Source organism: Streptomyces sp. NPDC056580 (genome assembly GCF_042793175.1).
Taxonomy (GTDB): Bacteria; Actinomycetota; Actinomycetes; order Streptomycetales; family Streptomycetaceae; genus Streptomyces.
In genome coordinates, this window is sequence record NZ_JBHTVE010000002.1 from 139,255 (window position 1) to 159,508 (window position 20,254).

A 20,254-nucleotide genomic window follows, 5' to 3' on the forward strand; every position below is an offset into this window, starting at 1 on the left:
GGACCCCGGGAGCCGGTGTCACCGTGGCACGCACGGCGCGCGAGAAGTCGTTCGATGAGGAGAATCCGGCAGCCGCCCGCTCCTGCGGACATGCGAAAGGGCGCACCGTGCTCGTCGGGTGTATGCAGCAGAATTGGCCGTCGCCAGCGGGGCGAACGTCACCTGTGAAGCCGCCCGGAGAAGCCGACCCTGTTGTGAAAAAAGCCTAGCCCTGGTGCATATGCCGCGCACACCGGGCACGGCGCGCTCCACCCGCGGGCCGCCTGCCCGTGCGGGCCGGGCGCGCTTCGACGACTCTTTACGGGTGGTGGGTGGCGGGTGGCCGCGCGGTGATCAGCGCGGTTTCGATGTGCCGGAGGCACGCCTGGGAAAAGTGCTGGGTGATGTACTGGGCCTGGCGGCCGGTGTCGCCGTCAGCCCTCTTCCGGTCATCGCGCTCATCATCGTGCTGGCGACGCCGCGCGGCCTCGTGAACGGTCTGGTGTTCACCGCGGGCTGGCTGGTTGGGCCTGTCGGGTCTGGGCGCGGTGATGCTGGTGATCGGCGGCCAGGGGAGCGCCGGCGGTCACGGGCAGCCGGCCGACCGGGTGGGGGCCCTCAAGCTCGTGCTGGGCGTGGCGCTGCTCCTGTTCGCGGTGCGGATGTGGCGCCGTCGCCCCACCGACGTCACACAGGCCCGGCTGCCCAAGTGGATGGCCGCGATCGACGGCTTCCCCGCCGTGAAGATCTTTCTGCTCGCCCTCCTGCTGTCGGCCGGAAACCTGAAGAACGCCCCGCTGACCATCGCCGCGGCCGCCTCCATCAGCGCGTCGGGACTGCCGGACGGGCAGCGGATCGGCGCCCTGGCGCTCTTCGTCGTGGTCGCCTCCCTCGGTCTGCTGATCCCGCTGGCGGTCTACCTGGCCATGCGGGAGCGGGCGAGGGGAACTCTGGGCGACTGGAAGGAGTGGGCCGCGCGGCACAACGTCGCCGTCATGGCCGTCCTGTTCTTCGTGTTCGGGCTGAAGCTGCTGGGGGACGGCATCGGGGTGCTGAGTTCCTGACCGGCACCCGCGCGTCGACTCCGCGGTATCCGCGCCCCACGTCAACTCCACAAGATCGCTTCGTCGTTCGACGCGTCACACGTCCCGCTGAAACGGCGGCGACACGGCGGCCGCCGCTCGCGCACGGCGCACCCTTCATCAAGCTGGTGTCTTCTGCGAAGGAGACGCCACCGTGCGAATTTCTGACATCCAGCGCTGCGAGGTCCGGCCCGGACGACTCGTCGAGTGGACGTTCAGCCCTGCGACCGTGGAGGCCGCGGCGGTGCTGCCGCCGGACCCGCGGCCGCCGGCGTACATCCAGGAGTCGCACATCCGGACGGCCCGTTCGGTGCGGGAGGACGGACTGTTCGTACCGACCTGGCTGGGCACCGCGTTCGACCTGCCGGGACCGGCCGACCTCGACGCCCTGGAACGGGCCCTGCGGCGCTGGACGTTGCGTCACGAGACGCTGCGCAGCGGTTTCCGGTGGGCCGACGACGACATGCACCGGTTCACCCTCGACGAGCGGGACGTGTCCCTGCACCGCGAGGTGGTCGGCGACTTCGCCGACACCAACGCCCTTGTCCGTTACCTGCAGGATCGGTTCGACGTGGCGGCGGACGCGCTCGGCTGGCCGAACCTCATCTACGCGGCGGTCGTACGCGAGGACTCCACCAGCGTGTACATGGCCTTCGACCACACCAACGTCGACGCCTACTCGCTGCAGCGCATCCCCGACGAGATCCACGAGTTGTACACCGCGGACGTCGCGGGCCGGCCCGCCGCCGGGCCGCCGCCGGGCAGTTACGTCGACTTCTGCGAGCAGGAGCGGACCAGCGCGGACGGGATCGACGACACCCACGCGATCGTGGCCCGCTGGCGGGAGTTCATCGGCCGGTGCGACGGCAGGCTCCCGGAGTTCCCCGTCGACCTCGGTCTGCGGCCCGGCGACGCGCTGCCGGCCCAGAAGCTGCTGTGCGAGCCGCTCGTCGACGCGGACGCCGCCGCCGCGTTCGAGGCGTACTGCAGGCCCTACGGCGGCAGCCTGGTGGGCGTCCTGGGCGCGACGAGCCTGATCGTCCACGAGTTGGGCGGGCAGCCGGTCTACCGCACGGTCGTGCCGTTCCACACCCGGCTGAAGTCGGCGTGGTCCGACTCCGTCGGCTGGTACGTCGGCGGCGCGCCCATCGAGGTGCCCGCGGCGCGGAGCTTCGACGGCGCGCTCGCCACGGTCCGCTCCGAGCTGAAGGCCAACCGGTCGCTGGCGCGGATCCCGCTGGCCCGCGTACTGCGCCTGCTCGGCGCGGACTTCCGGCCGACCTCGCCCGACATGTACTCGATCGTCTCGTACGTGGACGCCCGCCCCACCCCCGGTTCGGCCCGCTGGGCCGAGCAGAAGGCGTACGGGCTGATCCGGGTCTCGTACGGCGACCAGGTGTGCGCCTGGGTCAACCGGCTTGACGAGGGCCTGTGGTTCGCCTGCCGCTACCCGGACACCGAGGTCGCGTACAAGAACGTACGGCTGTACGTGGAGAAACTGCGGGACTTCATCCGCTCCGTACCCGCGCACGACCGCTCCGCACGCGATTGCCGGCGAGTCGTGGAGCCGGCCTTCCTCTGACGAACTCCGGTCGTCCGTGCACGAGTTCGTCAACTCGGCGCGGTGCGCGGTCAATCGGCGTCCCGCGGTGACCTCGTTGGGGCTGTACCGCCCCCGGCCGGACCAGGAATGTGGCATGTCCCATCTCGCTACTGCTAGTGTCTGAACGGTCACGCTAGGCAATCAAATTCGTTGTTCAGGCAAAGGACTGAGGGTTCCATGCGCAAGTTCCAGCAGGTTGTGATCGCGGCGATGGCGGCCGGTGGTCTGTCCGCCATCGGTGTCGGCACGGCGGTCGCCGCCCCCGCCGACCACGGGCCGAAGGTGACCGACTCCTACCGCCCCTACCAGGAGTGCAGCCCGCAGACGGTGGCGGAGAACAACATCCCGGTCGGCGTGCTCGGCATCGCGGGCACCGTGGACACCACCTGCGGCCAGTACAACACCGCTTTCAACGGCTGAGTCCGGCTCGGTGCGACCGGTTCCCGGGCGCCCCTGCACAGGAAGACGCATCGACATGTTCAGCAGGATGAAGTTCGCGGCCGTCGCCGGGCTCGTCGGCGGCCTCACCGTGGTCTGCGCCGGTATCACCCAGGCGTTCGCCGCCGGAGGGCCCACGCCCTGCGCCCCCGACCTCCAGGGCAACGTCAGCTGCTCGCAGCGGATCAAGGGCGAGGTGCCCGAGGGCGGCGTCATGCCCCATCAGGAGACCTGCGTGCCGGTGCAGCCCCTGAGGCTGCCCTCCCTGGGGGGCGGAGTCACCCGGATCGGCCCCGAGATCACCTGTTCTCCCACGACGGTGGGGGTGCCGCCCGGGAAGGGCGACGTGGAAGAGGGGTCGCTCGACCAGTTCTCCTGAGCGCCGGATCCGGAGCGTTCCGGTCGCGCCGTCCGCCGCATGCTGCTCGAGTTGCTGACGCGACATGAGCGGTGTAGATCCCCGGCAACTACGTCGCGTGTGTATAAGCTCACGGTACGTAGTCGAGCCGGGCGCCCTGCCCGGGTACGAAAGGGTCTATACATGCGTAAGTTTCAGCGCGCTGCGCTCGTAGCGGCGGCGGTGGCCGGGCTCTCCTTCTTCGGTGCCGGGGCCAGCTTCGCCGGCGAGAACGACGCGCCTCCGTCGATCAGCGCCGTGGCCAACTCCTCGGCCAACGCTGTCGCCGTCGGTGGCAACTTCGTCCAGCCCCAGGAGGGGCAGGAGGAGCACCCGGAGGCTCAGCCCGAGGGTCAGCCGCAGGAGGAGCCCCAGGGCCAGCCGCAGGAGGAGCAGAAGAACGACGAGCCCGAGCAGGGCTACGGCGAGCACGGCGGGGAGCAGTAAGGAAGTGATCCGTCCACCGGTGTCCGGATGACACCGGTGGCGAAGGCAGCCCGGGCGCGCGCCGGCCGTAACGGCACGCGTCCGGGCTGCCGTGATTCCACCGCCGGGGTGGCTCGGACGTCAAGTCCGGCCGTCGTAGGCGGGGTTCAGGGATATCGGCCCGGGCGCACGCCGGTCAGCGGTGACGGCGCCCGGGCCTCCGCTTTGAGAAAGGGAACACAGCACATGTTCAACGCGCAGAAGACCGCCGCTGTTTCGGGACTCGTGGGGAGCCTCGCCGCGCTCTGCCTCGGCGCCGGCCAGGCGTACGCCGGCGGGCCTCAGGGCGGCTGCGGCGGCACCGCGCACGGTGGCGCCGCGTGCGTTCAGAAGAACGACTCCCACGTCGACAAGGACGGCACGCGCATCGTCCGGCAGAGCCAGAACTGCTCACCGGCCGACCGTCCGAACGTCATGTTCTCCGCGGACGAGGCCGCGGACGAGACCCCCGCCCGTACCGGGCAGGTCATCGACTGCTCCAACACGGCGGAGCTGCCCAAGGGTTTCAAGAAGCCGCACGTCGACTTCTGACCGCCGCCGGCGCGGGGCAGTCCGCTCCCGGGCAGCGGGAAGCCCCGGCGCCCCGACCAGTGGTCGGGGCGCCGGGGCTCGGTGTCCGTCCTGCTAGCCGCTGAACGCGCTGTTGTTGCAGCCCATGTTCGAGCCGTTGGACGTCTTGTGCGCGCCCGGGTTGCCCTCGCCGTTCAGCAGGTTGCCGCCCAGGCCGCTGCCGACGCCGACGTTGCCGAGGAGGTCGAGGTTCAGGTCGTGCGACTTGCAGTTGGCGCTCTGCTCGATGTTGAACTCGTCGCCGCCCTTGCCCCAGCCTTCGCCGGCCTGGGCGGCGCCGGCCCCGAGGAACCCGACGCTGGCGAGGGTGGCGAGGAGGACGGCGGTCGTACGGAGCTTGTGCATGTGATCTCCCGGTGGAGTGAGGGGGGAAGAACGTGAAGGACGTCGATGGTCCCGGCGCCGGGCGCGGCCGCGGTGCCGGGACCATTCACACTCCGGCGCCGGTGTGCCGGACCGGGGCTCAGAAGGCGCTGTTGTTGCAGCCCATGGTCGAGCCGTTGTGGGTGTTCTTGGCGCCCGGGTTGCCCTCACCGTTCGCGGCGTTGCCCAGCACGCCGTCGAGCAGGCCGACGTTGCCGAGGAGGTCCAGGTTCAGGTCGTGCGACTTGCAGTTGGTGCTCTGCTGGATGTTGAACCTGTCGCCGTGGTCGCCGCCCTTGCCGCCCGCGGCGTGGGCCGTGCCGCCGACGAGTCCGATGCTGCCGAGAGCGGCGACCAGGACGGCGACGTTGCGAAGCTTGCGCATGTCATCTCCGGTGGAGTGAGGGGGTGCGATCTGTGGCAGATCGACGTTTTACAGTTACGGGAGATTAGTGCGGAATGTCACGAATTGGGCGGCGGCGCGCCGATCTTCCGCCCGCACTGGAAGGTCCCTGCCCGGCACTGGAGATGACGGGTCGTCGGATGGCGGCACGCGGCAGGCGGACGCCGGGCGGCGGCCCCGGCCGTCAGAACTGCTGGGCGCTGGCCAGGGAGTTCGACTGGCTGTTGGCCTGGGTGCAGTCGACGCCCCGGGTCTGGGCGGCGGCGAGCAGGGCGACCGGGACGTTCGCGTCGAGCAGGTTCTGCGGGCTGCACTCCTGGTACGGACGGAACAGGTTGTTCTGGCCCACCGCACCGCCCTGGTTGTTCGTGTGGTTCGTGTTGTTCGTCGGCTGTGTGGCCTGGGGGGTGATCTGGGGGCTGATCTGTGGATTCAGCTGGGGGTTGAGCTGGGGGGCGACCTCGGCGCCCCGCTCCGGGGCCGCCTGCCGGGCCGCCTGCTGCGGGGCCGGTGAACCGTAGGTCTGCGCCGTCGCCTGGGACGAGGTGGCCGAGGCGGCCTGGGCGTCCGGCTGCGAGGCGGGCGGCGGAACGGTCCCGTTGTAGGCGGCGGGGGCGGCGGAGCTCGGGCCGGCACCGACGGCGGACAGACCGCCCGCAGCTGCGATGACGAGCGCGACGTGGTGAAGCTTGCGCATGGAATCCTCGGCCCTTCGTTGACCTGTGCGCGGAACCTGGTGGAAAGGGGGCGGCACAGCCTCCGCTGTCCCGCTGCCCATCGCGGCCGGCGGCCGCGATGGGCAGCCGAGCCTGGCCCGTGGGGAACGAGCGGGAAGCGGCCGCGGACACGGCCGCCGCTTTGGGGGTCACCCATTCGACGCAAGGGCGCGGGCAGGCGAGATGCCGTGGTGCCGGCCCCCGGACTGCGGCAAACGGGTGACGCGCCTCCCCGTGCCGTGACCACGGCGCGGAAGTCCTCGTTCCGACGGGAGAAGGCAGCGACCGTGGACTCAATGAGGGCGAGGAATCTCGCTGCCCGCTCCCACGCGACGTCCGCGTGCCAGCCGCGTCCGCGTGCCAGTCAGCGGTAACGCTGCCGGCGGTGCGGTGTGAACACCGCACCGGCTGGGCGCGTGACGGCACGAACGCAATTGCTTTCCCTTTTCAGGTATCGAAGGGCCGAGGGTTTCATGCGCAAGCTTCACAGGGCCGCGCTCGTTGTAGCGGCGGCCGGCGGTCTGTCCGTCATCGGTGTGGGCGTCAGCCATGCCGATTCCCCAGTCGGACAGGGCAGCGCCGTTCCGGCGCCGGCCCCCGACCAGCCGGCGCCGCAGGCCTACGCCCCGGCCCCGGCTCCACAGCCGGCGCCGCAGGTCTACGCCCCGGCCCCGGCTCCGCAGCCGGCGCCGCAGGCCTACGCCCCGGCCCTGGCTCCACAGCCGGCTCCACAGCCGGCGCCGCAGGCCTACGCCCCGGCCCCGGCTCCGCAGCCCGCCCCCCAGGTCTACGCCCCGGCCCCGCAGGCGCCCCAGCAGACCGGTTACGCCACGGCGTCGGCCGTGTCGCAGGGCTCGGCCCAGGCCACCGTGTCGCCGTACGCCCCGCAGCAGCAGTACGCGCAGCCCGCGCCGTACCCGCAGCAGCCCTACCAGCAGCCCGCGCCGTACCAGCAGGCCGCCCCCGCGCAGCCGGCGGCGCAGGTCGTCCCGCAGGTGATGCCCCAGGTCACCCCGCAGGTCGCACCGCAGGTGGCCATGCCCCAGGCCATGCAGGAGCCCCCGGCGCATGTCGCACCGCAGGTGAACCCGCAGGTCAACCCCCAGGTGAACCCGCTGGTCAATCCGATCATCGCGCCCGGGAGCGGGCCGGGGCTGTCCCCGGTCGGCCTCGGCCAGGTCGCGGCGCCGCCCGTCGGCCAGCTCGGGCTTCCCCGGATCGGCTGACCCCGCCCGGGCGGGGCGCCCGTGTCCCCTGGGGCGCGGATGCCCGTGTCCCGTCCGTACCCGTCGCAGATTCCAGCTTTCCGAACAACGGAGAACCCATGCGCAAGTTCCACCGGGCCGTCCTCCTGAGCGCCATGCTCGGCACCGTCGGCTCGCTCGGCGCCGGCACCGCCTTCGCCCACGGCGAGCCCGGCCACGACATCGACGTCACGCAGGGCGTCGAGTGCCGCTCGCACGACATGAACATCGAGGTGCTCGGCAGCGTAGGCGCCCTCACCGGCGCCGCGGCCAACCTGCTGAACGGCGAGGGCAGCCCCGGGGCGCAGCAGAGCCACCTCGGCTCCGACATGGGCTGCAACAACCAGGCGTTCTGACCCGACCCGAGCAGTGGCGGACCGGCCCGGACCGGCCGGCGGGCGCCCGCGGATCACGCATCCGCGGGCGCCCCGCGCTGTTGCGGGGTCAGTGGCCCGGCGTTGGAATCGAGTGTGTGGAATTTTGGCGGCGCAGGGTCCGCGGGCCGCCCCGCTCCCGGGACGGGCGCCGGCCGCAAAGGGCTCAGGAACGACGCGCTGGGCATGTTCTCCTCGGTGGTCATCGGGCTTGCCTCCACCGCCCCCGCCTACAGCCTCGCCGCCACACTGGGCCTGATCGTCGCGGCGGTCGGCCTGCAGGCGCCGATCGTCATCATGCTGTCGTTCGTCCCGATGCTGCTGATCGCGTACGCCTTCCGGGAGCTCAACGCGAGCAACGCCGACTGCGGGACCACCTTCACCTGGGCGACCCGCGCCTTCGGCCCGCGCACCGGCTGGATGGGCGGCTGGGGCATCGTCGTCGCCAACGTCATCGTCATGGCGAGTCTCGCCGAGATCGCGGGTGCGTACAGCTTCCGGCTGGTGGGCATGGACGGGCTGGCGGACGACCGGTTGTGGACCACCGTCGCCGGCGTCCTGTGGATCGCGGTGATGACCACGGTCTGCTACGTCGGCATCGAGTTCTCGGCCGCCCTGCAGCGCTGGCTGCTCTGCCTCGAGGTGGGGATGCTGCTCGTCTTCTCCGTCGCCGCGCTGGTCCGTGTCTACAGCGGCACCACGCCGGCCGCGATCCACGTCTCCGCCTCCTGGTTCAACCCCTTCGAGGTGTCCTCGGTGAAGGCCCTCACCTCGGGCCTGCTGGCCGGGGTCTTCATCTACTGGGGCTGGGACACCGCCGTCTCGATCAACGAGGAGACGGCCGACAGCACCCGCATCCCGGGCCGCGCGGCGGTCTTGTCCACCGTGCTGCTGCTGGTCCTGTACGCGCTGGTGTCCACCTCGGCGCAGGCCTTCGCGGGAACGGGGGGCTCGGGCGTCGGACTGGGGAACGCCAAGCACTCGGACGACGTCTTCTCCGGCCTGGGCGAGGCCGTCTTCGGCAGCCACGACACGGGCCTGGTGCTGTCGAGACTGCTGATCCTCATGGTGCTGACCTCGGCGCTGGCGTCCACCCAGACCACCATCCTGCCGCTGGCCCGGACGGTGTTCTCCATGGCGGTCCACAAGGCCGTCCCCGCCCGGTTCGCCCGGGTGCACCGCAGGTTCCTCACCCCGACCTGGTCGACCGTCGGGATGGGCGCGGTCTCGATCGCCTTCCTGGTGCTGCTGACCTCCTTCAGCGGGAACGTGCTCGCCGACTCGGTCGACTCGGTCGGCCTCGCGATCGCGTTCCACTACGGCCTGACCGGCTTCGCCTGCCTCTGGTACTACCGCGGGATCCTCGACCGCAGCACCAAGGACCTCGTCTTCAAGGGCGTGCTGCCGGGCCTGGGCGGACTGTTCATGCTCGCCCTGTTCCTCTACGCCACCTTCGTGTACGCCGCCCCCGGGTACGGCGCGACCAGCGTCGACCTGCCGGTCTTCGGGCCGACCGGCGGGGTCACCGTCATCGGCCTGGGTGCCCTGCTGCTCGGGCTCCTGCTGATGCCGGTGGTCACCCGCGGTCACGGGGTCGCCCTCAAGCTCCAGCGGAGCCTGCTGCCGCGCCGCCTGCCGCCGCACACCGCCCTGGACTCGGCCAGCCGCTACCTGCCCGCCGACAACGGCTCCGGGGTGGGCGGCGACTGGTACGACGTGATCCCCCTGTCGGGCACCAGGGTCGGCCTGGTCGTCGGTGACGTGCTCGGACACGGCCTGCGCGCCGTGGCCACGATGGGCCGCCTGCGTACCGGGGTGCGCGTCCTGGCCCGGCTCGATCTGACCCCGGACGAACTGCTGTCCCGCCTGGACGATTTGGTCGAGCAGACCGTGCACGAGCGCGGCGACGGCCACGGCGGCCCCGGCCGCCGGAGACCGCCGGACGACGAGGCCAGGGGAGTGACCTGCCTGTACGCGGTGTACGACCCGGTCTCGGGACAGTGCACCCTGGCGCGGGCCGGGGATCCGGTGCTGGCGGTCGCCGAACCGGACACGGGCGCCGTCGGCTGTCCGGAGCTGCCCCCCGGACCACCGCTGGGCGTCGGCGGCACGCCCTACCAGAGCACGGAGCTGCGGCTGGCGCCGGGCAGTGTCGTCGCGCTGTGCACGGACGGCATGCTGCAGGCCGCGAACGGCCGGGACGACGGGCTCGCCCAGCTCTCCCGGATCCTCGCCGACGACCGGGAGTCCCTGGACGAGCTGTGCGAGCGGGCGGTGAACACCCTGCTGCCCGGGCCGGTGGATGTGGACGCCACTCTGCTGGTGGTCCGCACCCGGTTGCTCGACCGGAGCCAGTTCACCCAGTGGGAGCTGCCCCCGGACCCGGCGGAGGTGGCCGTCATCCGCACCGCCGTCGCCAAGCAGCTCCGCGACTGGGGGCTGGAGGACCTGGTGTTCACCAGCGAGCTCATCGTCAGCGAACTGGTCACCAACGCCATCCGCTACGTCGGCGGCCCGATCCAGGTGCGCCTGATCCGCGACCGGACGCTGATCTGCGAGGTCTCCGACACCGGCCACACCGCGCCCAACCTGCGGCACGCCGCGAGCGACGACGAGGGGGGCCGGGGCCTGTTCATCATCGCCCAGATGACCCACCACTGGGGCACCCGGTACACCGCCACCGGCAAGACCCTCTGGACCGAGCAGGACCTGCCGCCGCCGGACGGCCGGGACCTGGTAGCCCCGCGGGACGGACAGGTCTAGGCGCCCCGGCCGGCCGGTTTCTCCACCGGCGGGGGCGCCTCGGGTCAGCGGGGGCCGGTCAGTTGCGGCAGCCGGGTACCGGGGTCGGGCTGGTCGCGCAGTTGTTGGGGGTGTTGTTGATGACCGTGGTGAGGGTCAGGTTCACGGTGCCGTGGTTGTTGTAGATACCGCCGGGGTTGTTGCCCGAGGCGGTGTTGTTGCTGATGTTGCTGATGCTCACCGTGGAGGTGCCGCCGGAGACGGTGGGCACGCCGTTGGCGAGGCCGCCGCCCGTGGTCGCCTGGTTGCTCCTGATGTTGCTGGCGCGCACCGTCAGCGTTCCGATGTTGGCGATGCCGCCGCCGGCGCCGCCGGCCCGGTTCCCGGAGATCGTCGAGGCGGCGACGTTCAGGGTGCCGTCGCTGACGAGGCCGCCGCCGTTGACGTTGGCTGTGTTGCCCGAGACCACGGCGGCGTTGACCGTCGAGGTGGAGCCGTTGAAGTTGCTGACGCCGCCGCCGAAGTCGGCCCGGTTGCCCGTGATCACGACGGCGTTGGCGTCCAGGCTGCCGCCGCCGGTGACGACGATGCCGCCGCCGGCCCCGCTCGCGACCGAGCTGCCCGTGGCGTTGCCGTTGGCGATGGTCACAGCGCGCAGGGTGAGGTCGCCGCCGTTGACGGTGAGGATGCGGAAGGTGCCCGAGGTGCGGACGAGCGTGGCGCCGTTGCCGTTGATGACGATCGGCGTGGTGATGGCGGGCAGACCCACCCCGGCGGGCAGGGCGTTGGTCAGCGCGTACCTGCAGCCGGAAGCCAGGTTCAGGGTGTCGCTCCCGGGGGTGCTGTTCGCCGTGTTGATCGCGTTGACCAGGGCGGTCTGGCTGCACGCCACCGGCAGGACGGCGGCCGACGCGGCGGGGGCCAGCGCGGTCTGGGCGAGGGCGGCGGCGGCGCCTATGCACAGCACCTGGGTGGTCCGGGCGAGTGACTTCCGAGTGAGCATGGGGGTCCCTTCCGAGTCGTGCCCGCCGCGAGCGTCCGGCCGTACGAAGAGGCCCTGGACCGTCTCGGGCAGGGGGGTCGGAACAGAACTCCCCGTCGGGTCCGTCCTGTTGGCCGGTTACCGGACGGTCTCCATCCGATGGTCCTGCGCCGTGCGTCCGATGGCCGTATCCGGCTTGCCCACCGGTGGAATCCGCGCTGACCGCGCGGCCCGCCCGGGAGGCACGCGAAAGGCCCGCCGGAGCAGTTCCGGCGGGCCTTTTCCCGGGCGGCGTCCGCTCAGGCGGCCTGGGCGTACTTCGGGTTCGGGCCGTACTGGTTGGTCTCCGGCTTGCCCTCGGTGGCGAGGAAGACGATCAGGATGATCGCGCCGACCAGCGGGATCACGCCGATCAGGATCCACCAGCCCGACCGGCCCGTGTCGTGCAGCCGGCGGACCGCGACGCCGAGGCCGGGCAGCAGGGTGGCGAGCGCGTAGATGATGCCGAGGACGTTCGAGCCGATGGCGGCGTCGACGATCGCCAGCACGATGCTGATGATGATGTTGAACAGGAAGAACATCCAGTATTCCTGCCGCCGCGCGCGGCCGCTGAACACGGCGTACTTCTTCAGGACGTCGATGTACCAGTGCATGGTTGTCCCCCCAGGTGCTCATGCTCAGTTGGCCTCTCATCGAACCAGTCACGGTGACCGGAAACCATGCCTTTTGGCGTGGCCGGGTCAATGTGTTACCCGCCTGTGGTCGTCCGGTGACAGGGAGGGCGCGACAGGCGGTGTGCGGCGTCGTCCCGCGGGCGGGACGACGGGGGAGCCGACGGTCCCGGCACCCCTGCCGTCAGGACTTCCTGGGGTGCATCCGTACCGGCGCCGGCCGCGTCTGTCCGGGTATGGACCTCGAGAAGCCGCCCGCCCGGCCGCCGCACCCCGAAGGGTGCCTGACCGTGGCGATCCGTGTTCCCGTGCGGATCGTCGTGCTCGTACTGGTGGTGCCGGTGCGGATGGCGTGGGACGCGCTGACCGCCGCCGGCCGGCTGCTGTCCCGCACGGTGCTGCGCCCGCTCGGCCGGGCGCTGCGGTGGCTCGGACGGGCCCTGTTCGTCCTGCCGTTCGTCGCGCTGTGGCGGTGGGTCGTGGCGCCCGCCGGGAAGGCGCTGGGGTGGCTCGGGAAGGCGCTCGTCGCCGTACCGGCGCGATGGCTCTACCGATACGTGCTGACGCCCCTCGGGCATGGGCTCGCCCGGGTCGCGCGGGCGGTCGGCGCCGCGCTCGGGTGGCTGTACGCGCGCGTGCTGGCACCCGCCGGGCGGCGGACCGCCCGGCTGCTCAGGGGCGCGGGGCTGCTGCTGGCGGCGGCCGGGGCGGGGGCGTGCGCCGCGGCGGCCTGGCTGGGGCGGTACCTCCTGGTCGTCCCGGCGCGGTGGCTGTACGCGTGGGTGCTCGCGCCCGTGGGGCGGGCGCTGGCGTGGCTGGTGACAGCCCTCGTCACGGGCGTCGGCGCCGCCCTGTACCGGACGGCCCGCCTCTTGCTCGTGCTGCCCGCCCTCGCCCTGTGGCGGTGGGTGCTGGTGCCCGTGGGCCGGGTCCTCGCCGTCGTCGCGCGGGAGACCGGGGAGGCCCTCCGGCACGCCTGGCGGATCGCCGGGCGTATCTCGCGGGCCGCGGGGCGGGTGCTCGGGACTCTCCTGCGGTGGATCCTCGTGGACCCGGTGCGCTGGGTGCACCGCACTGTCCTCGTCCCCGCCGGGCACGCGGTCCGGGACCATGTGCTGAGGCCCGCCGCCGAGACGGCGCACGCGGTGGGGCGGAGCGTACGGCAGGCGCTGGCCGGCGCCCGCGACACCGTACGGCAGGCCCGCGCCGACCTCCGGCGGACGCTGCTCGGCGAGCCCGGGCCGCCGCCTCCGGTGGACCGACGGGAACCCGTGGGCCGCGGGACACGTACTCTTGAGAGGAGTACCACCGCTCTCACGAAGGACTAGGACACTGGGCAAGCGACAGCCCGAAGGCCCGCCGCCCGCACCCGCGGTGCAGCGCATCCGACTGCGCTACACCAAGCGCGGCCGCCTCCGGTTCACCAGCCACCGTGACTTCCAGCGCGCCTTCGAGCGTGCGCTGCGCCGCGCCGAGGTGCCCATGGCGTACTCGGCGGGGTTCACGCCGCATCCGAAGGTGTCGTATGCCAATGCCGCACCCACCGGCACGGGCAGTGAGGCGGAGTACCTGGAGATCGCGCTGACCGAGGCGCGGGACCCCGGGACCCTGCGCGCCCTGCTCGACGAGTCGCTGCCCACCGGGCTCGACATCGTCGACGCGGTCGAGGCACGGACCCCGGGACTCGCCGACCGGCTCACGGCCTCCGTGTGGGAGCTGCGGCTGGACGGCGTCGACCCGCTCGACGCCCGGCGCGCGGTGGAGGCCTTCACCGCGGCCGGCACCGTCGAGGTGCAGCGCATGACCAAGAACGGCGTCCGCACCTTCGACGCCCGCCCGGCGGTCGCGGAACTGGAAACGCACAGTTCGCGGCCAGATGGGCCGACCGACCAGCCCTGTGCGATACTGCGGCTGGTTGTTCGGCACGTGACGCCTGCCGTACGACCCGACGACGTCCTGTCCGGTCTCCGCGCCGTGGCCGACCTGGCGCCGCCGGTCCCCGCAGCGGTGACCAGGCTGGCGCAGGGGCTGTTCGATGAAGAGACCGGCACGGTGACCGACCCGCTCGCGCCCGACCGCGAGGCAGCCGAGGCCCTGACGGCCGCATCGGCCGCCGCCGCGACGGCGCCGACGCCGGAAGGTTCCGCGTAGGGACGGACGTCGTAGCGCCGCCCTCGTACTCGGGAGCCACCTGGGTCGGGCAGCGCACCGACCAGAAGACTTTCGCCAGGCCGTACCGACAAGGCGTACGGAACCGGCGAGACAGGACACAGAGTGCTCCCGTGCGGCGCCCGCGCCCCGGACGGCGGCCACCGCGTATCGCGCGGGCCGCGGACGTCAACGGTGAACGGTCCCTCGGGACCGGCGCCGGACCAGGCGCGGCGCCCGGGAGCCTGACGGGAGAAACGCCCGCATGCTCGAACCGACCGAACCCACCGAGGGTTCCGAACTGAACACGCCGAGCGACACGCTGCCCCCGCGCAGGCGTCGCCGTGCCGCTTCCCGCCCGGCGGGCCCGCCCACCGCGGCCGAGGCCCCCGCCGAGGTCACCGTGCCGGCCATACCGGCCGCGGAAGCGGATGAGATCGCCGAGGCGGAGGACGAGGCGCAAGCCGGGACGGAGGCCGTCGAGGCACCCGCCGCGGCCGAGGAGCCCGCTGCCCCCGCCCGCCGACGCCGGGCCACCCGGCGCGCCTCCGCGCCCGCCGGCGCGCCGAACGCCGCCGAGACCGCCGAGACGGTCGTACCGGCCGTCGAGACCGCCGGGTCCGCCGAGCCGGCCCAGGCCGTGGAGGCCGCCCAGGCCGCCCAGGCCGCCGAGGAACCCGCACCGCCCCGTACCCGCCGTCGGGCGACCCGCCGCGCGTCCGCGCCGGCCGGCGCCCCGGCCGAGGCGGAGGCCGTGGTGCCCGCAGCCGGCGCCGGGGAGACCGAGGCGAAGGCGGAGACCGTGGAGCCGGAGGCCGAGGCCGCCGCCCCGGCCGCCCGCCCGCGTCGCCGTGCCACCCGGCGCGCCTCCGCGCCCGTCGGCGCGCCGACGGGTGCCGAGGCCACCGAGGTTCCCGAGGCCGCTCCGGCCGCCGTCGAGGCGGCCCCCGCCGCCGAGGTTCCGGCCCCCGCCGAGGCCCCCGCCGCGGCGGAGGAGAGCGCGCCCGCCGGCCGTACCCGCCGCCGGGCGACCCGCCGCGCGTCCGCGCCGGCCGCCGCCGAGACCGCCGAGTCCGCCGAGACCGCCGCCGCGCCCGCCCCCGAGGCCCAGGCCCCGGTGGAGGAGCCCGCGACCGCCCCGGCCGCCGAAGCGGCCGAAGCCGCCGAAGAGGCCGCCCCCCGCCGTACCCGCCGCCGCGCCACTCGCGGTGCAGCCGCTCCCGCGGCCGAGGAGGCCCCCGCGGCCGCCGCCCGGCCCGCCGAGGAGGCCAAGGCCCCGCAGACGCCGCAGGCCCCTGCCGCCGAGGCGCCCGCCGAGGAGGGCGCCGCCCCGCGCCGCCGCCGCCGGGTCGTCCGGCAGGCCGCGACCGGGTTCGCCGCGCCCGCGCACTCCGAGGCCGACGAGGGCGGATCGCCGCGCCGTCCGGCCCGGCCCGCCGTGGCCGTGTTCCAGGCGCCGGTGTTCACCGAGCCGCAGTTCCAGACCCCGCAGCGGGCCGCCGCCCAGGCCGCGGCCGAGGCCGCCGGGGCGGAGGAGCCCGAGGAGGAGACGGAGGCCTACCCGGAGGAGCGCGCCGAGGCCGGCTCGCGCCGCCGCCGCCGTCGCCGTGCCGCCGCCGAGGAGACGCGGCCCGCCGAGGCCGAGGAGCCGGAGGAGGCCGAGGAGTCCGCCGAGGACCTGGCCGACGGAGACGAGGGCGAGGAGGCCGAGGGCTCCGAGGAGTCCGAGGAGTCCGGTTCGCGCCGCCGTCGCCGCCGGGGCGGCCGTCGCCGCCGCCGTGGTGACGCCGCCGACGGCGAGGGCGCGGACGCCGAGTCCGACGAACTGGCCGCCGAGCAGGCCGCGCAGGACACCGAGGACACCGCCGAGCAGGAGGAGGAGGACGCCGAGGACGCGCGCGACGAGGACTTCGGAGGCTCCAGCTCCAGCCGCCGCCGCCGGCGCCGCCGTCGTCGTGCCGGTGAGAGCGGCGGCGACGGCGAGGCGTCGTCCGACGACCCCGAGCGCACGGTCGTCAAGGTCCGCGAACCCCGCAAGCCCGCCGAGCCGTCCGACGAGGTGCAGTCCATCAAGGGCTCGACCCGTCTGGAGGCCAAGAAGCAGCGCCGCCGCGAGGGCCGTGAGCAGGGCCGCCGCCGCGTCCCGATCATCACCGAGGCCGAGTTCCTGGCCCGGCGCGAGGCCGTCGAGCGCGTGATGGTCGTGCGCCAGCACGGCGAGCGCACCCAGATCGGCGTGCTCGAGGACGGCGTGCTGGTCGAGCACTACGTCAACAAGGAGCAGTCGACCTCGTACGTCGGCAACGTCTACCTGGGCAAGGTGCAGAACGTCCTGCCGTCGATGGAGGCCGCCTTCATCGACATCGGCAAGGGCCGCAACGCCGTCCTGTACGCCGGTGAGGTCAACTTCGAGGCGCTCGGCATGGCCAACGGGCCGCGCCGTATCGAAGCCGCCCTGAAGTCCGGCCAGTCCGTCCTCGTCCAGGTGACGAAGGACCCGATCGGCCACAAGGGCGCACGTCTGACCAGCCAGGTCTCCCTTCCCGGCCGCTACCTCGTGTACGTGCCCGAGGGCTCGATGACCGGCATCAGCCGCAAGCTGCCCGACACCGAGCGGGCCCGGCTGAAGACCATCCTCAAGAAGATCGTCCCCGAGGACGCGGGCGTCATCGTGCGCACCGCCGCCGAGGGCGCGAGCGAGGACGAGCTGCGCCGTGACGTCGAGCGGCTGCAGGCGCAGTGGGAGGAGATCCAGAAGAAGGCCAAGAGCGGCAACGCCCCGACGCTGCTCTACGGCGAGCCGGACATGACCGTCCGGGTCGTTCGCGACATCTTCAACGAGGACTTCTCCAAGGTCGTCGTCAGCGGCGACGAGGCGTGGCAGACCATCCACGGCTACGTCTCGCACGTGGCGCCCGACCTCGCCGAGCGGCTGTCGAAGTGGACCAGCGAGGTCGACGTCTTCGCCACCTACCGGATCGACGAGCAGCTCGCCAAGGCGCTGGACCGCAAGGTCTGGCTGCCGAGCGGCGGTTCGCTGGTGATCGACCGGACCGAGGCGATGGTCGTCGTCGACGTCAACACCGGCAAGTTCACCGGCCAGGGCGGCAACCTCGAGGAGACGGTCACCAGGAACAACCTGGAGGCGGCCGAGGAGATCGTGCGCCAGCTCCGGCTGCGCGACCTCGGCGGCATCATCGTCATCGACTTCATCGACATGGTGCTGGAGTCCAACCGGGACCTGGTGCTGCGGCGCCTGCTGGAGTGCCTGGGCCGGGACCGGACCAAGCACCAGGTGGCCGAGGTGACCTCGCTCGGCCTGGTGCAGATGACCCGCAAGCGGGTCGGCCAGGGCCTGCTGGAGTCGTTCTCCGAGACCTGCGTCCACTGCAACGGCCGCGGTGTCATCGTCCACATGGAGCAGGTGGCCGCGGCCGGTGGCGGCGGCGGTGGCGGCAAGCGCAAGAAGCGCGGCCGGGGCGGTGACGCGCAGGAGCACGTGCACGAGACCGCCGCCGTGGCGGTGGAGGCCGGCGAGGCCGTCGAGCCCGAGGTGGAGACCGCGGTCGAGGTGGCGGCCGAGTTCGCCGAGCCCGTCGCGCTGCCCGCGCCGGACTTCGAGCCGGACGAGGAGCTGTACAGCAGCGTCGCCGAGGCGGAGGCGGCCGCCGGCCGCGGCCGTTCCCGTCGCCGCGCGAGCCGCCGGGCCTCGGCGCCCGCCGGAGCGCCGAAGGCGGAGAAGGCTCCGAGGGCCAGGGCCGCTCGGGCTCCGGAGGCCGAGGAGGCACCGGCCGCGGAGACGGCCGTGGCCGCCGCCGCGCCGACCGCCCAGGACGTCACCGCCGAGGAGGCGGCGGCGCGCCCGGTGCGGTCCGAGGCCGCCGCCGAGGCGCTGGCCGAGCCGCAGGCCGCCGAGGACCAGGTGGTCCCGGAGCCGCTGCCCGAGGCCGCCGCCGAGGAGGCCGCGCCCAAGGGCCGTACGCGCCGCCGGGCGACCCGCAAGGTGTCGGCGCCCGCCGGTTCCCCCGCGGGAGCCGAGGCGGCCGTGGTGACGGTGTCCGAGACCGCTCCCGCCGCCCCGGTGGAGGAGCCCGCGGCCGAGGCCCCGGCTCCGGCCGCCGAGGCGGAGAGCGCGGCCCCGGCCCGCCCCCGCCGGCGCGCCGTGCGCAAGGCCACCGCGCCGACCGCGTCCGAGGAGGCGGCCGTGGTGGTCGTCCCGTCGGCCGCGGCGGAGGAGGCCCCGGCCGGGGCGGCTGCGGAGGCCGACGTTCCGGCGGCCGAGGCGCCCGAGGAGACCGTCGAGGAGGCGGCTCCGGCCAAGAAGGCGGCCCGCAAGACCGCCAAGAAGGCCACGGCGAAGAAGGCGGCCACCAAGAAGACCGCGGCCAAGAAGACGGCCGCCAAGAAGACGACGGCCAAGAAGGCCGCCAAGACCGCCAAGACTGCCGCCAAGAAGACGACGGCGAAGAAGACGGCGCCGTCCGTCTCGGCCGTCGCGGAGGACTGACCGCCCCTAGCGGGCCGTCGTGCCGACGAGAGCGCGGGACACCGGGATCCGGTGTCCCGCGCTCTCGCTGTCGTTCCGTACCGAAATGGCACGCTCTGCGCCCGCTGGGTGCGGTCCTGGTCAAGCCTGTGCATCGCTCGTACAAACCCTGTGGGAAAAGTCCGTTAACCGTGCTGCTAATGTGACGCCGTTCCAGCCGCTGACCAACAGGACGCCGAGCCGCGAGCGTGCGCCCGGACCGTACGGCGGCTGACATCCCGCTGGGCCAGGTAGGGGCAGCCCACGGTGGATGAGGGGACGCGGACCTCTGTGCCAGTCACCGGTCGCCGTCCCCGGCCAAGCACGACGTGGTGCGTCCGAGAGGCCGCCGAAGAAGAGGGGTGGGGATGTCGATGACCGATGTCCATGAGCCGATACCCGCTGCCAGTCCGGTGATCGACGAGGAGGAGATCGAGGCCGCGGTGCGGGTCCTGCGCAGCGGCCGCGTCGTGCAGGGGCCCGAGGTGGCCGCCTTCGAGGCGGAGTTCTCGGAGCTGGTGGCCGGACGGCACTGTGTCGCGGTGAATTCCGGCACGTCCGCGCTGCACCTGACACTGCTCGCTCTCGGTCTCGGCCCGGGTGACGAGGTCATCGTGCCGTCGTTCTCCTTCGCGGCATCGGCCAACGCCGTACGGCTCGTCGGCGCCGACGTGGTCTTCGCCGACATCGAGCCCGACAGCTTCTGCCTGGACCCGGCGGCCGTCGAGGCGGCCGTCACGCCTCGTACCGCGGCCGTCATGCCGGTGCACCTGTACGGCCACCCGGCCGCCATGGACCGGATCATGTCCGTCGCAGGGCGCCACGGCCTGGCCGTCGTGGAGGACGCCTGCCAGGCCCACGCCGCCGCACTGCACGGCACTCCGGTGGGCGCCTTCGGCGCCGCCGGAACGTTCAGCTTCTACCCCACCAAGAACATGCACAGCCTCGAGGGCGGCATGGTCAGCACCGCCGACGCGGACATCGCCCGCACACTCCGCCTGCTGCGCAACCAGGGCATGGAGCAGCGGTACGCCAACGAGATCGTCGGCGCCAACATGCGCATGACGGACGTCGCCGCGGCGGTCGGCCGGGTGCAGCGCGCGAAACTGGCGGGCTGGACCGAGCGGCGCATCGCCAACGCCGCGTACCTGAGCGAGCACATCACCGCGCCGAACGTGGTGACGCCGAGCACCTCGCAGGGTGCGCGGCACGTCTTCCACCAGTACACCGTGCGCGTCCGCGGCGACCGCGACGCCTTCATGGCGGGCCTGAGCGAGTCCGGCATCGGCAACGCGGTGTACTACCCGACCCCGATCCACCGGCTCAGGCCGTACTGGGAACCGGACCAGAAGGCCGGCCGCACATGGGAGCTGCCGGAGACGGAGCGCGCCGCCGCCGAGGTGGTCTCGCTGCCGGTCCACCCGAACCTGTCGGCGCACGACCTGGAGCGCATCGTCTCCACCGTCAACGATCTGGGGGAGCAGTCGTGACCGCGCGACCGCTGCGGGCCGGGCTCGTCGGCCTCGGTTCC

At 73.1% G+C, this 20,254-nt stretch carries 18 protein-coding genes; 13 read left to right on the forward strand and 5 right to left on the reverse strand.

Annotation, left to right across the window (positions count from 1 at the left end; genetic code table 11):
* Positions 1 to 503: 503 nt before the first annotated feature.
* From ACFQ9Z_RS04345 to ACFQ9Z_RS04370, 6 genes are all read left to right on the forward strand, one after another.
* Positions 504 to 1,043 carry a GAP family protein gene (locus tag ACFQ9Z_RS04345; protein WP_383010558.1) on the forward strand — a complete coding sequence of 180 codons (540 nt, stop codon included), beginning with the start codon at positions 504 to 506 and terminating at the stop codon, positions 1,041 to 1,043.
* A 172-nt stretch (positions 1,044 to 1,215) separates the two neighbouring features.
* A complete protein-coding gene (locus ACFQ9Z_RS04350; protein WP_383010560.1) occupies positions 1,216 to 2,643 on the forward strand; it encodes a condensation domain-containing protein in 1,428 nt (475 codons plus the stop codon).
* 198 nt (positions 2,644 to 2,841) lie between these two features.
* Positions 2,842 to 3,084, forward strand: a complete 243-nt coding sequence (locus tag ACFQ9Z_RS04355; protein ID WP_383010562.1) for a hypothetical protein — start codon at positions 2,842 to 2,844, stop codon at positions 3,082 to 3,084.
* 55 nt (positions 3,085 to 3,139) lie between these two features.
* Complete coding sequence (locus ACFQ9Z_RS04360; protein WP_383010564.1) at positions 3,140 to 3,481, forward strand: hypothetical protein; 342 nt, start codon at positions 3,140 to 3,142, stop codon at positions 3,479 to 3,481.
* A gap of 162 nt (positions 3,482 to 3,643) precedes the next feature.
* The gene (locus ACFQ9Z_RS04365; RefSeq protein ID WP_383010566.1) at positions 3,644 to 3,946 is read left to right on the forward strand and encodes a hypothetical protein; all 303 of its coding nucleotides are present in this window, start codon (positions 3,644 to 3,646) and stop codon (positions 3,944 to 3,946) included.
* Between the two features lie 225 nt (positions 3,947 to 4,171).
* The gene (locus ACFQ9Z_RS04370; protein ID WP_383010568.1) at positions 4,172 to 4,516 is read left to right on the forward strand and encodes a hypothetical protein; all 345 of its coding nucleotides are present in this window, start codon (positions 4,172 to 4,174) and stop codon (positions 4,514 to 4,516) included.
* Positions 4,517 to 4,609: 93 nt separating this feature from the next.
* On the opposite strand, the gene ACFQ9Z_RS04375 is transcribed toward ACFQ9Z_RS04370, so the two are convergent.
* The 3 genes from ACFQ9Z_RS04375 to ACFQ9Z_RS04385 all read right to left on the reverse strand — a co-directional run bounded on the left by ACFQ9Z_RS04375 (position 4,610) and on the right by ACFQ9Z_RS04385 (position 6,018).
* A complete protein-coding gene (locus ACFQ9Z_RS04375; protein WP_383010570.1) occupies positions 4,610 to 4,900 on the reverse strand; it encodes a hypothetical protein in 291 nt (96 codons plus the stop codon).
* A gap of 118 nt (positions 4,901 to 5,018) precedes the next feature.
* The gene (locus ACFQ9Z_RS04380) at positions 5,019 to 5,303 is read right to left on the reverse strand and encodes a hypothetical protein (protein WP_383010572.1); all 285 of its coding nucleotides are present in this window, start codon (positions 5,301 to 5,303) and stop codon (positions 5,019 to 5,021) included.
* A gap of 202 nt (positions 5,304 to 5,505) precedes the next feature.
* Positions 5,506 to 6,018, reverse strand: coding sequence for a hypothetical protein (locus ACFQ9Z_RS04385; protein WP_383010574.1), 513 nt, complete (start codon positions 6,016 to 6,018; stop codon positions 5,506 to 5,508).
* Positions 6,019 to 6,510: 492 nt separating this feature from the next.
* Between ACFQ9Z_RS04385 and ACFQ9Z_RS04390 the strand changes: the two genes are divergently transcribed.
* The 3 genes from ACFQ9Z_RS04390 (at position 6,511) to ACFQ9Z_RS04400 (ending at position 10,418) form a co-directional block, all read left to right on the forward strand.
* Entirely contained in the window at positions 6,511 to 7,263 is a 753-nt protein-coding gene (locus ACFQ9Z_RS04390) for a hypothetical protein (RefSeq protein ID WP_383010576.1), read from the forward strand.
* A 98-nt stretch (positions 7,264 to 7,361) separates the two neighbouring features.
* On the forward strand, positions 7,362 to 7,637 hold the full coding sequence (locus ACFQ9Z_RS04395) for a hypothetical protein (protein ID WP_383010578.1): 276 nt from the start codon (positions 7,362 to 7,364) through the stop codon (positions 7,635 to 7,637).
* A 204-nt stretch (positions 7,638 to 7,841) separates the two neighbouring features.
* Positions 7,842 to 10,418 carry an amino acid permease gene (locus ACFQ9Z_RS04400; protein ID WP_383010580.1) on the forward strand — a complete coding sequence of 859 codons (2,577 nt, stop codon included), beginning with the start codon at positions 7,842 to 7,844 and terminating at the stop codon, positions 10,416 to 10,418.
* A gap of 58 nt (positions 10,419 to 10,476) precedes the next feature.
* Here the strand turns inward: ACFQ9Z_RS04400 and ACFQ9Z_RS04405 are convergent, their stop codons facing one another.
* Positions 10,477 to 11,400 (reverse strand): hypothetical protein, encoded by a 924-nt coding sequence (locus tag ACFQ9Z_RS04405; RefSeq protein WP_383010582.1) that lies wholly within the window; start codon positions 11,398 to 11,400, stop codon positions 10,477 to 10,479.
* Positions 11,401 to 11,678: 278 nt separating this feature from the next.
* The gene (locus tag ACFQ9Z_RS04410) at positions 11,679 to 12,032 is read right to left on the reverse strand and encodes a DUF805 domain-containing protein (RefSeq protein WP_383010584.1); all 354 of its coding nucleotides are present in this window, start codon (positions 12,030 to 12,032) and stop codon (positions 11,679 to 11,681) included.
* 254 nt (positions 12,033 to 12,286) lie between these two features.
* Between ACFQ9Z_RS04410 and ACFQ9Z_RS04415 the strand changes: the two genes are divergently transcribed.
* The 4 genes from ACFQ9Z_RS04415 (at position 12,287) to ACFQ9Z_RS04430 (ending at position 20,213) form a co-directional block, all read left to right on the forward strand.
* Positions 12,287 to 13,378, forward strand: coding sequence for a hypothetical protein (locus ACFQ9Z_RS04415; RefSeq protein ID WP_383010586.1), 1,092 nt, complete (start codon positions 12,287 to 12,289; stop codon positions 13,376 to 13,378).
* Between the two features lie 46 nt (positions 13,379 to 13,424).
* Positions 13,425 to 14,201, forward strand: coding sequence for a TIGR03936 family radical SAM-associated protein (locus tag ACFQ9Z_RS04420; protein WP_383010588.1), 777 nt, complete (start codon positions 13,425 to 13,427; stop codon positions 14,199 to 14,201).
* Positions 14,202 to 14,463: 262 nt separating this feature from the next.
* The gene (locus tag ACFQ9Z_RS04425) at positions 14,464 to 18,705 is read left to right on the forward strand and encodes a ribonuclease E/G (protein WP_383010591.1); all 4,242 of its coding nucleotides are present in this window, start codon (positions 14,464 to 14,466) and stop codon (positions 18,703 to 18,705) included.
* A 392-nt stretch (positions 18,706 to 19,097) separates the two neighbouring features.
* On the forward strand, positions 19,098 to 20,213 hold the full coding sequence (locus tag ACFQ9Z_RS04430; protein ID WP_383010593.1) for a DegT/DnrJ/EryC1/StrS family aminotransferase: 1,116 nt from the start codon (positions 19,098 to 19,100) through the stop codon (positions 20,211 to 20,213).
* Positions 20,214 to 20,254 lie beyond the last annotated feature (41 nt).